The sequence below is a fragment of the Pantoea sp. EKM101V genome, from assembly GCF_011800325.1.
In the GTDB taxonomy this organism is placed as follows: Bacteria; Pseudomonadota; Gammaproteobacteria; order Enterobacterales; family Enterobacteriaceae; genus Pantoea; species Pantoea anthophila.
Genome location: NZ_JAALFP010000001.1, coordinates 554,691 through 567,556, shown reverse-complemented (window position 1 = coordinate 567,556; position 12,866 = coordinate 554,691). Strand labels below are relative to the sequence as shown.

17 protein-coding genes are annotated in these 12,866 nt (G+C 56.3%); 6 read left to right on the top strand and 11 right to left on the bottom strand.

Going from position 1 to position 12,866, the window contains the following annotated elements; translation table 11 throughout:
• The first annotated feature begins 14 nt into the window (after window positions 1–14).
• Complete coding sequence (locus tag HFD92_RS02765; protein ID WP_140925478.1) at window positions 15–629, top strand: TetR/AcrR family transcriptional regulator; 615 nt, start codon at window positions 15–17, stop codon at window positions 627–629.
• Between the two features lie 74 nt (window positions 630–703).
• Here the strand turns inward: HFD92_RS02765 and ycgZ are convergent, their stop codons facing one another.
• The 5 genes from ycgZ to HFD92_RS02740 all read right to left on the bottom strand — a co-directional run bounded on the left by ycgZ (window position 704) and on the right by HFD92_RS02740 (window position 2,885).
• Complete coding sequence (gene ycgZ, locus HFD92_RS02760; protein WP_009090377.1) at window positions 704–943, bottom strand: regulatory protein YcgZ; 240 nt, start codon at window positions 941–943, stop codon at window positions 704–706.
• A gap of 225 nt (window positions 944–1,168) precedes the next feature.
• The gene (locus HFD92_RS02755) at window positions 1,169–1,441 is read right to left on the bottom strand and encodes a hypothetical protein (RefSeq protein WP_167428245.1); all 273 of its coding nucleotides are present in this window, start codon (window positions 1,439–1,441) and stop codon (window positions 1,169–1,171) included.
• Window positions 1,442–1,819: 378 nt separating this feature from the next.
• Entirely contained in the window at window positions 1,820–2,050 is a 231-nt protein-coding gene (locus HFD92_RS02750; RefSeq protein WP_009090374.1) for a YgdI/YgdR family lipoprotein, read from the bottom strand.
• Between the two features lie 15 nt (window positions 2,051–2,065).
• Window positions 2,066–2,299, bottom strand: a complete 234-nt coding sequence (locus HFD92_RS02745) for a YgdI/YgdR family lipoprotein (protein ID WP_009090372.1) — start codon at window positions 2,297–2,299, stop codon at window positions 2,066–2,068.
• Between the two features lie 382 nt (window positions 2,300–2,681).
• Entirely contained in the window at window positions 2,682–2,885 is a 204-nt protein-coding gene (locus HFD92_RS02740) for a hypothetical protein (protein ID WP_009090370.1), read from the bottom strand.
• Between the two features lie 189 nt (window positions 2,886–3,074).
• Here HFD92_RS02740 and HFD92_RS02735 point away from each other — a divergent pair, with 189 nt between their 5' ends.
• The 4 genes from HFD92_RS02735 (at window position 3,075) to pdxY (ending at window position 6,403) form a co-directional block, all read left to right on the top strand.
• Window positions 3,075–3,389, top strand: a complete 315-nt coding sequence (locus HFD92_RS02735; RefSeq protein ID WP_140925254.1) for an MliC family protein — start codon at window positions 3,075–3,077, stop codon at window positions 3,387–3,389.
• 25 nt (window positions 3,390–3,414) lie between these two features.
• A complete protein-coding gene (pdxH, locus tag HFD92_RS02730) occupies window positions 3,415–4,071 on the top strand; it encodes a pyridoxamine 5'-phosphate oxidase (RefSeq protein ID WP_009090367.1) in 657 nt (218 codons plus the stop codon).
• 140 nt (window positions 4,072–4,211) lie between these two features.
• A complete protein-coding gene (gene tyrS, locus HFD92_RS02725; RefSeq protein WP_009090365.1) occupies window positions 4,212–5,486 on the top strand; it encodes a tyrosine--tRNA ligase in 1,275 nt (424 codons plus the stop codon).
• Window positions 5,487–5,542: 56 nt separating this feature from the next.
• Window positions 5,543–6,403 (top strand): pyridoxal kinase PdxY, encoded by an 861-nt coding sequence (pdxY, locus tag HFD92_RS02720; protein WP_009090363.1) that lies wholly within the window; start codon window positions 5,543–5,545, stop codon window positions 6,401–6,403.
• A gap of 32 nt (window positions 6,404–6,435) precedes the next feature.
• Here pdxY and gstA read toward each other — a convergent pair whose 3' ends face one another.
• Together gstA and dtpA are read right to left on the bottom strand one after the other, a co-directional pair.
• Entirely contained in the window at window positions 6,436–7,041 is a 606-nt protein-coding gene (gene gstA, locus HFD92_RS02715; RefSeq protein ID WP_167428244.1) for a glutathione transferase GstA, read from the bottom strand.
• A gap of 147 nt (window positions 7,042–7,188) precedes the next feature.
• Window positions 7,189–8,685, bottom strand: a complete 1,497-nt coding sequence (gene dtpA / locus HFD92_RS02710; protein WP_009090360.1) for a dipeptide/tripeptide permease DtpA — start codon at window positions 8,683–8,685, stop codon at window positions 7,189–7,191.
• A gap of 578 nt (window positions 8,686–9,263) precedes the next feature.
• Between dtpA and HFD92_RS02705 the strand changes: the two genes are divergently transcribed.
• Window positions 9,264–9,959: a CTP synthase gene (locus HFD92_RS02705; protein WP_167428243.1), complete on the top strand. Its 696-nt coding sequence runs from the start codon at window positions 9,264–9,266 to the stop codon at window positions 9,957–9,959.
• A 55-nt stretch (window positions 9,960–10,014) separates the two neighbouring features.
• On the opposite strand, the gene HFD92_RS02700 is transcribed toward HFD92_RS02705, so the two are convergent.
• The 4 genes from HFD92_RS02700 to rsxG form a co-directional block, all read right to left on the bottom strand.
• Window positions 10,015–10,746, bottom strand: coding sequence for an HPP family protein (locus HFD92_RS02700; RefSeq protein WP_167428242.1), 732 nt, complete (start codon window positions 10,744–10,746; stop codon window positions 10,015–10,017).
• Between the two features lie 160 nt (window positions 10,747–10,906).
• Window positions 10,907–11,539, bottom strand: a complete 633-nt coding sequence (gene nth, locus HFD92_RS02695) for an endonuclease III (protein ID WP_009090357.1) — start codon at window positions 11,537–11,539, stop codon at window positions 10,907–10,909.
• Window positions 11,536–12,240 (bottom strand): electron transport complex subunit E, encoded by a 705-nt coding sequence (locus HFD92_RS02690; RefSeq protein ID WP_009090356.1) that lies wholly within the window; start codon window positions 12,238–12,240, stop codon window positions 11,536–11,538. Before HFD92_RS02690 ends, nth begins: the two co-directional genes overlap by 4 nt.
• Window positions 12,233–12,865 (bottom strand): electron transport complex subunit RsxG, encoded by a 633-nt coding sequence (gene rsxG, locus HFD92_RS02685; protein WP_058956538.1) that lies wholly within the window; start codon window positions 12,863–12,865, stop codon window positions 12,233–12,235. The genes HFD92_RS02690 and rsxG overlap by 8 nt, the downstream gene beginning before the upstream one ends.
• Window position 12,866 lies beyond the last annotated feature (1 nt).

Sequence of the window (12,866 nt, the reverse complement as noted above, 5' to 3'; positions counted from 1 at the left end):
TCAGGCCGGTAATAATGATCACGACAGCGACAGCGCAAAAAAGCAGAGAGCGGGGACGGCCCAGAGAGTTCGATATCGAACAGGCTCTGGATCACGCGATGATCGTTTTCCGGCAAAAGGGGTACCATGCAGCCTCCATCGGCGATCTGAGTGAGGCGATGAACCTCTCTGCAGGCAGTATCTATAAGGCGTTCAAAGATAAACGCTCACTGTTTCTGCTGGTCTTCGAGCGCTATCTGCTGCTGCGCAATGCCGATCTGCGCCGTCGTCTGGCCCCCTGCGTGAGCGGGCGGGAGAAGATCACCGAGCTGTTACAGTTCTATCTGGATTCGGCGCGGGCGACGGAGGGACGGCGCGGCTGCCTGGTTGTCGCCAGTGCCATTGCGTTGCAGACAATGGATGAGGCGCTGGCGCAGCGCATCAATGAAGTTGTGCAGCGTAATCAGCGCTTCCTGGTTTCACTGCTGGAGCTGGGGCAACGGGATGGCTCTATCGATAACACGCTGGACAGTGAAGCGGCAGCGGGTCTGATTCTCTGCATTGCGTTTGGTATGCGGGTGACAGGCAAGGTGGGCGATATGGTCAATGAACAGCAGACGCTGGCACTGGCATTGAAGGTGCTGGGGTAACAGCGAGCCCGCTGTGTGACGCGACACCCTCCGGAGCATCTCCGGCACGCGGGGGGCTGAAACGCCCCCGACGATTAACGGCCGAACAGCAGGCTGATGAGCGCGTGATAGTGGCGCTCTTCTTCCTGTGACGAGGCTGTTTCAAGGCGGCGCAGCAGTTTGGTGCAGATCGATTTGCGATTCACGTTCTGACCGGCATTCAGAATTTCCACCACCACCTGTCCCAGCGTCTCTTGCTGTGAAGGCAGGCTTGCCGCATTAAAATAACGGGCAATGTCGTCTGCCGTTTGTGGCAGTCTCTGGTTCGGGTACATGGGTCGTTTCCTGGCGGATAGTTCAGCATCTAACGAATAGGTACAAAGTTATACAATATTGTCTGTGTTGTACAGCTATTTTGGCAGAAATCGCCTGCTTTTTATTCAGCACGGCTGCGCTGACAGTGGCAGGGTAAAAAACAGGATGAGCGGAGTCGGCGCAGGGTGCAAAACCAGCAGGCGGGCGCAGACTGAATGCACCCGACAGCCTGGCCTGCAGCATAGCTAGCGGTAATCTTTCAGGAAAACCGGTGCCTGTCCGGTCTCAACCAGCCAGTTAAGTTCGGCGCGGTCGCGCGATGCGGCTTCGGAGAAACTTTTGAGCCAGTTTCGCGCATCGGCAATCTGGGCGACGCGTTCATCACTGCGCTCATGCTCGGCCATTTCACCCAGCTGGCGAATCAGTGAAACGAGCGTGATTTCCTGCTCTGTAAAAGCCAGATTAATTGCCGCTTCACCAAGAATCATATGACCGACGTTTTTGTCATAATACACCATATGTCATCTCCTGATTAATGAGCCATACGCCAGTTTAGTTAAAGGCGTCTCTGACTAAAAGAGCAGAAATAGCAGGTCAAAACGATCGGTCTTTTCCCAAAATAAACGGCACCTCAAAGCGAAGCGCTAACCTGTTAATATTGCAGCATAAAAAATTTCAGACACCTCTGTTCATAAAATAACTGAGCGATTTTGACGATTAAACAGAGAGGGAGATGCCTGAAATTCAGATAAGCCAGCGACTCTGGCCAGGCACAGGGTCACATTAAAGCGCGCCTGTTTCAGCAACAGAGAAAGGAGAGGGGGTTTATAAAAAGAGGCGGACGGCTGACAGACAGAATAAAGCCGCCCGAAGGCGGCTTTATTCCACAGAGAGCGTTATTTATTCGGTACTTCGGAAACCGCTTTAACGTCGGCTTTATTAATCTGTTGCTTCACGCCGTTTGCATCGGTGTAAGCCAGCAGGCCTGCATCAGATTCTGACGGTTTGCCATCACTAATAATGGTGCGTCCATCGTTAGTCTGAATCGCATAGCTGGTGCGGGTGCAGCCAGTTAATACAGTCATACCAATCAATGCGGCGAGCGGTAAAATCAGCGCTTTTTTCATCTTATTCACCTTATATTAGTTATCGAGTTCACTCATATTACTGATCTCATTGCGATTGATTTGCTCAGTTTTTCCTGTCTGAGCATCGCGATAAGAAACCAGACCGGTATCTGAATCAATCTGCGGTTTACCATCGGTCACGATGGTGCGGCCATCAGTGGTCTTAATCGATTGATTTGAAGAGCAGCCTGCCAGTGTGCCTAAAGAGAGAGCCAGCAATGCGATAGCTGACAGGGATTTCATTTTCATTTTTTGTTCTCCATGAATTCATATCCAGACGTTTACAGCATAGACGCCTTTATAAATTTTGCTGGCCCTGACCCGCTCCGTTGCGTTTTTTTTAAGCAAAAACAGTGGCCGCTGTGATTATTTCCGACGCTGAGTCCGGGAAATAGCATTTATTGCAACTTTATATTGTCGGCACGGACGTTTTGCGGCGCTGGCATCCCGTCACAATAAACACAAAGCCAAAGGCTAAAATAAGATCGGAGATAAGGGCCGCTATTTTGTTAACGTCCGAACCGTCAGCAGGAGAATAGATCGCAGCGCGGAACGCGGGCGCCGGGGAGAGCTCTCCTGCAGAGGAGGATGAGTGGCCCGAAGCCGGTGCGATCCCGGGCCAGAGAGGCTATCAGAGGACAGAGTCTTCGCCTGCTTTGGCGGCCGCTTTTTCCGCCTTCATAGCGCTGACCGGATCGGAGGCGCTCAGCCAGCGGTCAAACTTCTGGTAGGTGTCGATAAAGGTCTTAAAGTAGCTGCTGGCAATGGTGGCATTCTCTTTGTGATTCATGAACGCCACAGCCAGCTTGAATGCATCTTCATTATCAAATTTCATGTTGGTTTCCCTCGCTTAAGATGCATAGAGCGTAGCCTGATAACGCGACCTCTGCATTCAGACAACCGCCTGAAAAGCGACAATAATTCTCTCTGGTCAGCGCCATTCATTCGATTGGCGCGGATTCCCACTTACTTCACGCCAAATCCTTCTTATAATGCCAGCTTCACTTGTGAAGGGGACCCGCTTATGTCGAAAGGATTAATCGTTGCCGCTGTGCTGCTGCTGTCGGGTTGCAGCCTGTTGCATAAACAGCCGCCAGCGCCGCAGACGCTGCACTATCGCTGTGGGACGCTGCCGCTGACCGTGACGCTGGATGAGAGTCAGCAGCAGGTCAGTTTCATTATGGACGGCCAGCCGCTGACGCTGAAGCAGACCGTATCGGCGTCCGGTGCCCGTTACAGCGATGGCACCTATGTTTTCTGGTCTAAAGGCAACGGCGCATTTATTGAACGGAACGATAAAATTGTCGTGAACGATTGTGAGCTGCAACCTGCCAGCTGACTCTTTATCTGAAAAGGCGAGCATTATGAGCGACAGCGAAACGCTACACACCATTGCCCATCTGCGGCGTGAATATACCCGCGGCGGATTACGTCGGAAGGATCTGCCGGATGATCCCGTCGTCCTGTTTGAACAGTGGCTGAGCCAGGCCTGCGAGGCAAAACTGCCCGATCCGACAGCCATGACCGTCGCAACTGTGGATGAACAGGGCCAGCCGTGGCAGCGTATCGTGCTGCTGAAGCACTTCGATGCGCAGGGCATGGTGTTCTATACCAACCTCGGCAGCCGCAAGGCGTTACAGCTGGCAAACAATCCGCGCATCTGCCTGCACTTCCCGTGGCACTACCTGGAGCGTCAGGTGATGGTACTGGGCGAAGTGGAAAAACTTTCGCCGCTGGAAGTGCTGAAATATTTCCACAGCCGTCCGCGTGACAGTCAGATCGGGGCCTGGGTGTCGAAGCAGTCGAGCCGTATTTCGGCGCGCGGCATTCTGGAAGGGAAGTTCCTTGAGCTTAAGCAGAAGTTCCAGCAGGGTGACGTGCCGCTGCCCAGTTTCTGGGGCGGCTATCGGGTGAAATTTCATACGCTGGAGTTCTGGCAGGGGGGCGAACATCGCCTGCACGATCGTTTCATCTACCAGCGCGATCACGATGGCTGGAAAATCGACCGTCTGGCGCCCTGAATCTGCACGATTCTCCCCTATCAGCGCTGGCACAGAGAGCGTCAGCGCTTTATGCTATAGCCCTGATTTTTTTCGATTCCGCATCCCGGCGGAAAGCTGTGTACCAGCCTAGGTGCAGTCTGATCAATTTGGAGTCAGTAATGACCAGCAGTAACCTGATACAACAATTGCAGGAGAGGGGCCTTATCGCCCAGGTGACGGATGAAGAGGCGCTGACAGAGAAACTGGCGCAGGGGCCAATTTCGCTCTATTGCGGCTTTGACCCCACAGCCGACAGCTTGCATTTGGGCCATCTGGTACCGCTGCTCTGCCTGAAGCGTTTTCAGGATGCCGGCCACAAGCCGGTGGCACTGGTCGGTGGCGCAACCGGCCTGATTGGCGACCCGAGCTTCAAAGCCGCAGAGCGTAAACTTAATACCAGCGAAACCGTCGGTGAATGGGTTGAAAAGATCCGCCAGCAGGTGGCTCCCTTCCTCGACTTCGATTGCGGCAGCAACAGCGCAATCGCCGCTAATAACTACGACTGGTTTGGCAGCATGAACGTGCTGACCTTCCTGCGTGATATCGGCAAGCACTTCTCCGTCAATCAGATGATCAACAAAGAAGCGGTGAAGCAGCGTCTGAACCGTGACGATCAGGGCATCTCCTTTACCGAGTTCTCTTACAATCTGCTGCAGGGCTATGACTTTGCCTGCCTGAATGAGCGCCACGGCGTCTCGCTGCAGATTGGCGGATCGGATCAGTGGGGTAACATCACCTCCGGTATCGACCTGACCCGTCGTCTGCATCAGAACCAGGTGTTTGGCCTGACCGTGCCGCTGATCACCAAATCTGACGGCACCAAGTTCGGTAAAACCGAAGGCGGCGCAGTCTGGCTGGATGCGAAGAAGACCAGTCCGTACAAGTTCTATCAGTTCTGGATCAACACCGCGGACGCAGATGTTTATCGCTTCCTGAAGTTCTTCACCTTCATGAGCATTGAAGAGATCAACGCGCTGGAAGAAGAGGACAAAAACAGCGGCACCGCGCCACGTGCGCAGTATGTGCTGGCTGAGCAGGTCACGCGTCTGGTGCATGGCGAAGCGGGTCTGTCGGCGGCGAAACGCATCACGGCCAGCCTCTTCTCCGGCGCCGTGAGCGATATGACCGAAGCGGATTTCGAGCAGCTGGCGCAGGATGGCATGCCAACCATCACCCTGAGCGCTGAAGACGATCTGCAGCAGGCGCTGGTGAAAGCGGAGCTGGTGCCGTCACGCGGTCAGGCTCGCACCATGATTGGCTCCAACGCCGTCTCTCTGAACGGTGAAAAGCAGTCTGACGCGGAATACCGCTTCAGTGACAGTGACAAACTGTTTAACCGCTTCACGCTGCTGCGTCGCGGTAAGAAACATTACTGCCTGATTAACTGGCAGTAAGATTTCAGGGCCGGTATCCGGCCCTTTTTTATGGCAAGGCAGGACAGGGCAAACAAGTGAAAAATATTTTAGCGATTCAGTCGCACGTTGTTTTTGGTCACGCCGGGAATGCGGCGGCTGAGTTTCCGATGCGCCGCCTGGGTGCAAACGTCTGGCCGCTGAATACCGTGCAGTTTTCCAACCATACGCAATATGGCCACTGGACCGGCACGGTGATGCCAGCAACGCACTTAACCGACATCGTGAAAGGCATTGCGGACATCGACCGTCTGAAAACCTGTGACGCGGTGCTGAGCGGCTATCTCGGCTCGGCGGAGCAGGGCGAGCAGATTCTGGAGATTGTCCGTCAGGTCAAAGCGGCTAACCCGAACGCCTGGTACTTCTGCGATCCGGTGATGGGCCATCCGGAGAAAGGCTGTATCGTCGCCCCGGGCGTGGCAGAGTTTCACTGCAAAATGGCGATGCCTGCCAGCGACATCATCGCGCCGAACCTGCTGGAGCTGGAGATGCTGAGCGAACGCACCGTCACTGATGTGGACGCGGCGGTGGACGCAGCACGGGCGCTGATCGCTCAGGGGCCGCGCGTGGTGCTGGTGAAACATCTGGCGCGTGCGGGGCGTCGCAGCGATCGCTTTGAGATGCTGCTGGTGACGGCAGAGGATGCCTGGCACATCAGCCGTCCGCTGGTGGACTTTGGCGTCCGTCAGCCGGTCGGCGTGGGGGATCTGACCAGCGGACTGCTGCTGGTTAATCTGCTGCACGGTAAATCGCTGCAGGATGCGCTGGAGCACGTCACCGCTGCCGTTTATGAGGTGATGCTGAAAACCCATCAGATGGGTGAGTATGAGCTGCAGCTGGTGGCGGCACAGGATGCCATCGCCCATCCTACCCAGCACTTCGCGGCTGAAAAGCTGTAACGCATCAGGGCCGGTTATCCGGCCCTGTTCACTCAGGCTAATCCTTCGGCCCTGAGTGCCGCCTGCACCGCAGGCCGCTCTGCAACCCGCTCAAACCACGCCTTGAGCGCCGTATACTCAGACAGATCCAGTCCCAGCGCGTTTGCCCAGCGCGTCACCACGAAGAGATACGCATCGGCCACGCTGAAGTGCAGCCCCATCAGCCACTGTCTGTCACGCAGTGATTCATCGACAAAACGGAATTTTGCTTCCAGCTGGCCGCGGGTCTGCGCTTTTACCTCATCAGAGTAACCCGGCCTGAACAGCGGCCCGAAACTTTTATGCAGCTCGCTGCCAACGTAGCTGAGCCACGCAACGGTCTGGTAGCGCGTCAGGCTGCCAACCGGTGCCAGCAGGTGGCGATCGGGTTTGAGATCCGCCAGGTACTGCACAATGGCGACACCTTCCGTCAGCACGGTGCCATCGCTGAGCTGCAGGGCGGGCACCTGACCTTTGGGATTGATCTGGCGAAAGTCGTCGCCGCGTTCGGTGAGCTTTGTAGCCAGATCAACGCTGACCTGGGTGAAGTCGAGCCCGCATTCGCGCATGACAATGTGAGGTGAGAGCGAACAGGCACCCGCTTTGCAAAACAGTTTCATAACCCGGTCTCCTTGTGGCAATGGGGTTACTGCATAGTAAATGCTCAGAGCAGAATTGCCAGTGACAGGGATCAGGGAATAATCAGGGGGAGACGTCAGCCATAAAAAAGCCGGGCAGAGCCCGGCTGAGAGATGACAGGGTGGCTGTCAGGCCTGCACATCCCGGGCTTTTGCTTCAGAGTCCTGCGTCATGCGGTTCAGCAGCGGCGCAGTAATCAGCATCAGCACGGCGATCACTGCCGTAGTGATACCAATCTCCTGGAACACACGGCTGTAGGTTGCCAGTGAAATCAGCGGATCGGTCACGTTTTCAGGCACAGCCATCAGGTTAGCGACTTTACCGGCAATCACCGCCGCACCGGCGGTGGTCAGGAACCAGGAGCCCATGATAAAGCCCATCAGACGCTGAGGCACCAGCTGCGCGACCATCGCCAGGCCGAGACCGGAGATCATCAGTTCACCGATACTCTGCAGCGCATAGCTCAGGATCAGCCAGTTAACAGAAACGATACCGGCATCGCTGGCAAACTTCGCGCCCAGCGGCAGCACCAGAAACGCGGCGGAGCAGAGCACCATACCAAAGGCAAATTTGTGCGGCATCGGCAGCTTATCGCCCAGCTTGTTGTAGAGCGACGCCAGCAGCGGGCTGGCCAGCATGATCCAGAACGGGTTCAGCGCCTGGAACTGCTCCGGAGCAAAGGTAATGCCGAAGATAGTGTGCTCAACGTTACGGATAGCGAAGAAGTTCAGGGAGGTCGGCATCTGCATGTAGAGCACGAAGAACAGAATCGCTTCAACCATCAGCAGGAAGGCCACGATCATCTTACGACGCGCTGCGCCCTGCAGCGCAAAGGCTTCTTTGGCAAACACCAGCACGATGCCCAGTGCAATCACCGCCAGCACCACGCGTGCAATCGCCTGGTGATGCAGCATCCAGTTTGCCAGTGCGACCAGCACCACGACGCCCACGAGGGTCATCAGCAGTTTACCGACCTGCAGCGGCGCAAAGTCCGGTTTAGAGCCGTAATCTTTGACCATGCGTTTGCAGAACAGGAAGTTGAACAGGGTGATGACCAGACCGATGACGCAGAGGGAGAAAGCGACGCTGTAGCCATATTTTGCGGCTAACCACGGTGTCAGCATCATCGAGAACAGCGAACCGATGTTAATCGACATGTAGAACATGGTGAACGCACCGTCGAGACGCGGGTCATCTTTCTCATAGCAGGTCGAAAGCAGCGAAGAGGGATTCGCTTTAAACAGGCCGCTACCCACGGCGATGGTGGCCATACCGAGATAGACGATACTGACGTTGTGGCCGGAGAAGGCGACCAGCGCATAACCCAGCGCCAGCACCAGTACACCCAGTACGATAACGCGTTTGGTACCCAGCACCTTATCACCGAGCCAGCCGCCGATGGCGACCAGACCATAAACCAGCGCACTGAATGAAGAGAACAGGGTAATAGAGTCTGATTCAGACAATCCCAGCTGCTTCACCAGGTAAACCGCCATAATGGCCTGCAGGCCATAGAAGCCAAAACGTTCCCATAACTCAATCGAAAAGATTAAGTAGAACGCCTTTGGCTGTTTAAACGCATTGAGGCTGACAGCCTCATCAGTGTGTTTGTTTGCAGTTGACACTTGTACCTCAGTTTTGTCACATCCTGTTTCGGGACAGGAATTAAGTCTGCGTCATGTGAGTGTTCCATGCGCAAAATTGTTATCAGAAGGGAGGAGCGGCGACTAATTTGGCTGATTACGGGCAGCAGGGCAAGAGTTTTCTGACACCCCGTGTAACCTGATAATGTCAGGTTAAAAATCTTACAATAAACGATGAGGCAGATTTTAATATTGATCTGAAATATCACTTCAGTATAAAAATGCCAAATGAGGGCGGCTTACTGGATGAAATTAATATTAACTGCTAATGGCGCCTTATGCAGATTAAACGTTTGCCGGATGATAATTCAACAGCACTAACCGGCAGAAGATGGCTATTTCCCAGGCGATCTGCCGAAAATTAAAACGTTAAGCCTGCCGCATTGATGAAAAAGCGTCCGGGTGACGATCCGGAACACAAAACGGCGATTTATTTCAGAAAGTAAAACAAGAAATCGATTGCGCGGGGCTGGCGGGTACGAAAACCCGTGTTGCTGAGTGCGCTCGACAGAATATTCACATTCCTGTAGCCTCTCAATTTCCCCTTACAGGAACCCGCTATGTCCTCCTCCCTGCGTTTATCACTGGTCGGTGATTACCGCGCCAGTGCGGTTGCCCATCAGGCTATTCCCCTTGCGATTGAACGTGCCGCCCGTCGGCTGAATATCACTGCGGAAGCAGAATGGATCCCCACTGAACAGCTTAGCGAGGCGCATCTGGCGCAGAGCGATGCTATCTGGGTCGTGCCGGGCAGTCCTTATCATAATGACGCGGGTGTCTTCGACACCATTCGCCGGGCGCGGGAAAGCGGCAAACCTTTCCTGGGCTCCTGCGGCGGATTTCAGTATGCGGTCATCGAATACGCGCGCAATGTGCTGGATTGGCAGGATGCGCGTCACGCCGAAACGGAAACGGGCGGGCGACAGGTGATTACGCCACTGAGTTGTTCGCTGGTGGAGAAGCGCGGCACAGTAAGATTTGAAGCGAACTCCCGTATCGCCCTGGCCTATGGGGCGCTCAGCAGCGATGAAGGCTACCACTGCAACTTTGGCGTCAACCCGGCATTCAGTACCGCACTGGGCGAGAACACGCTGCGCATTACCGCCTGGGATGAGGCGGGTGAGGTGCGCGGCGTTGAGCTGCCCGACCATCCCTTCTTTATCGCAACGCTGTTTCAGTCAGAGCGCGCCGCCCTGCAGGAGAAGGACGCTCCGCTGGTGGTCGCGTGGATGCAGGCCGCGCTGGCGCAGCGCTGACAGGCATCATCAGGTGACACCGTCACGGATAACCGGTCGGGCGCGATGATAATCGTCAGCGATTCAGCTGGCGGCGCTGCGCGATCTGTTCAGCGCGCAGCAGCAGGGCCTGCAGATCCTCTTCATCGATATCCAGCAGTTCACCGCCCTGCATCGCCTGATGCAGATCGGCGCGGGTCAGCGGCACCGGCATCGCCACCGGCTCAGGTTTACTCTCTGCGGGAGCCAGCGGATGCGGATAGCGGCGACCGGCCAGATTATTAAACAGCAGCGCCAGCAGCGCGAGCGTCAGAGAGTTGAGCAGAACCGGCGTCAGAACAAACTGATAGCCCAGCTGCTGCACCGCAGGTCCGCCCAGAATGGCGGTCAGCGCCACCGCGCCGCCGGGCGGATGCAGGCAGCGCAGCTGAAACATCAGCAGGATCGCCACACAGGCTGCCACGCCGCAGGCGATTGCCGGATCGGGGATCAGCAGGCTGACGGTCACGCCCGCCAGCGCTGACAGGCTGTTGCCGCCGACGATGGCCCACGGCTGCGCCAGCGGACTGGCGGGCACACCAAACAGTAACACGGCCGAGGCGCCGACCGGCGCGACAAACCAGAGGTTCAGCTCACCCAGCATCCAGTGGCTCAGCAGGCTGGTCAGCATCAATCCGCAGCCGGCACCCAGCGCGGCGAACAGGATATGCTTTTGCGTGACCGCCAGCGGGTGCGGCCAGAGTCGCGCCAGGAACTGGCGCAGAGGATGCCTCGCAGCAGGAGGCCGTTCATTCTTTGCTTTACTCACCGGGTCATAACATTTTCTTATCGTCAGGGGCGGCGATTTTCCATCATCAACAGTGAGGTAACAACCCGACAAACTGTGACGTTATTCAGAACGGCAGGGAGGGCGGTGGCAGAGAGAGAAGCTGAGGGCAATCAGACGATAAAAAACCCGCCGCAGCGGGTCAGTCCGTTTTTTCAGGATACTCGCAGAGATCCTCAATCAGGCAGGAGCCACAGCGCGGTTTGCGCGCCACGCAGGTGTAACGGCCGTGCAGAATCAGCCAGTGATGACAATCGACCTTATACGCCGCCGGAACCACTTTCAGCAGCTTCTGTTCGACCTCCTCCACGTTTTTACCGGGAGCAAACCGGGTGCGGTTGCTGACGCGAAAGATATGCGTGTCGACAGCGATGGTTGGCCAGCCAAAGGCGGTGTTGAGCACCACGTTGGCGGTTTTGCGGCCGACGCCCGGCAGCGCTTCCAGCGCCGCGCGATCTTCCGGCACCTCGCCGTTGTGCTGTTCCAGCAGAATGCGGCAGGTCTTGATGACGTTTTCCGCTTTGCTGTTAAACAGGCCGATGGTTTTGATATAGGACTTCACGCCATCCACTCCCAGCGCCAGCATGGCGGCAGGGGTGTTGGCCACCGGATAGAGTTTCGCGGTGGCTTTATTGACGCTGACATCGGTCGCCTGCGCGGAAAGCAGGACCGCAATCAGCAGTTCAAACGGCGAGCTGAAGTGAAGCTCGGTGGTCGGATGCGGATTATGTTCCTGCAGACGCCGCAGGATCTCGGTGCGTTTCGTCTGATTCACACGGCTTTCCCGGCTGCGCCCTGCGGTGCGGCGCTGGCCGCGGCTTCAGCACGCAGTGCCGCGCGCTGCTTCATCTTCTGATCGATCAGGTATTTGCCCGCCAGCATCATGCCGAGGCCAATAAACGCGCCAGGCGGCAGCATGGCCAGCAGCATCGGCGAATCAAAATGGACCACTTCAATGCGCAGCGATTTTGCCCACGGCCCCAGCAGCTGATCGGCGCCGTTAAACAGGGTGCCGCTGCCGATAATTTCGCGCAGCGAGCCCAGCACCACCATGGCGCAGGTCGCGCCCATGCCGATGGCGAAACCATCGAGCGCCGCCAGCGGAATGCTGCTTTTAGAGGCCACGGCTTCGGCACGGCCCACAACGATGCAGTTGGTCACGATCAGCGGGATAAAGATCCCCAGCGACTGATAGAGTCCATAGGCATAGGCGTTAATCAGCATTTGCACGCAGCTCACCACCGAAGCGATGATCATCACGTAGATCGGGATGCGGATTTCCGAGGGGACCCAGCGGCGCGAGGCGGAAATAAAACTGTTGGTCAGGGTCAGCACCAGCGTGGTCGCCAGCCCCAGGCCGAGCGCATTGGTGGCCGTTGCGGTGACCGCCAGCAGCGGACAGAGGCCCAGCAGCTGCACCAGCGCCGAGTTGTTCTTCCACAATCCGCCAACCAGCAGACTTTTAGCTTCACTCATTTGCGTCTCCACATTGCGGTAACGAAGAAAGTTTCTCCGGCAGCGTTTTCATTAACAGCGCGGTGCGTTTGGTGGCATTGACCACCGCGCGCGGGGTAATGGTGGCACCGGTAAACTGATCGAACTCGCCGCCATCTTTTTTCACAGCAAAGGCCTTATCGCCGGGGCCCTGAACCACTTTGCCGTTAAAGCTGTTGATCCAGTCAGAAATCCGCAGTTCGATCTTGTCGCCCAGGCCGGGCGTTTCATGATGTTCAATCACCCGCACGCCCAGTACTTTACCCTGGAAATCGGCACCGACCAGCATCTGTATGGCACCAGAATAGCCGTCAGGCGCGGTGGTCTCCAGTGCGGCAGCCACCGGCCGATCGCCTTTGCGCGCCAGATAGAGGTGATGGGGCGCGCTGTTACCCAGTGCCGGATCGGTGACAACGTAACAATCCTGCTGAATATTATTGTCATAAAGCGTGGTCGGAACCACCTGATCCAGCAGGTTTTTCTGCTGTAACTGCGTCTGATGTTCAACCGTGGGTTTGGTCACGGTGTTTACCACGGCGGTCGCCGCGGTGGTGATGGCGGCAAACATCGCCAGCGTTACCCCATTTTTACGAATTGTCTCCAGCATC

Coding starts and splice junctions, on each gene's coding strand:
- HFD92_RS02765 (WP_140925478.1), top strand. CDS start 15: ATGATCACGACAGCGACAGCGCAAAAAAGCAGAGAGCGGGGACGGCCC.
- ycgZ (WP_009090377.1), bottom strand. CDS start 943: ATGTACCCGAACCAGAGACTGCCACAAACGGCAGACGACATTGCCCGT.
- HFD92_RS02755 (WP_167428245.1), bottom strand. CDS start 1,441: ATGGTGTATTATGACAAAAACGTCGGTCATATGATTCTTGGTGAAGCG.
- HFD92_RS02750 (WP_009090374.1), bottom strand. CDS start 2,050: ATGAAAAAAGCGCTGATTTTACCGCTCGCCGCATTGATTGGTATGACT.
- HFD92_RS02745 (WP_009090372.1), bottom strand. CDS start 2,299: ATGAAAATGAAATCCCTGTCAGCTATCGCATTGCTGGCTCTCTCTTTA.
- HFD92_RS02740 (WP_009090370.1), bottom strand. CDS start 2,885: ATGAAATTTGATAATGAAGATGCATTCAAGCTGGCTGTGGCGTTCATG.
- HFD92_RS02735 (WP_140925254.1), top strand. CDS start 3,075: ATGTCGAAAGGATTAATCGTTGCCGCTGTGCTGCTGCTGTCGGGTTGC.
- pdxH (WP_009090367.1), top strand. CDS start 3,415: ATGAGCGACAGCGAAACGCTACACACCATTGCCCATCTGCGGCGTGAA.
- tyrS (WP_009090365.1), top strand. CDS start 4,212: ATGACCAGCAGTAACCTGATACAACAATTGCAGGAGAGGGGCCTTATC.
- gstA (WP_167428244.1), bottom strand. CDS start 7,041: ATGAAACTGTTTTGCAAAGCGGGTGCCTGTTCGCTCTCACCTCACATT.
- HFD92_RS02705 (WP_167428243.1), top strand. CDS start 9,264: ATGTCCTCCTCCCTGCGTTTATCACTGGTCGGTGATTACCGCGCCAGT.
- HFD92_RS02690 (WP_009090356.1), bottom strand. CDS start 12,240: ATGAGTGAAGCTAAAAGTCTGCTGGTTGGCGGATTGTGGAAGAACAAC.
- rsxG (WP_058956538.1), bottom strand. CDS start 12,865: ATGCTGGAGACAATTCGTAAAAATGGGGTAACGCTGGCGATGTTTGCC.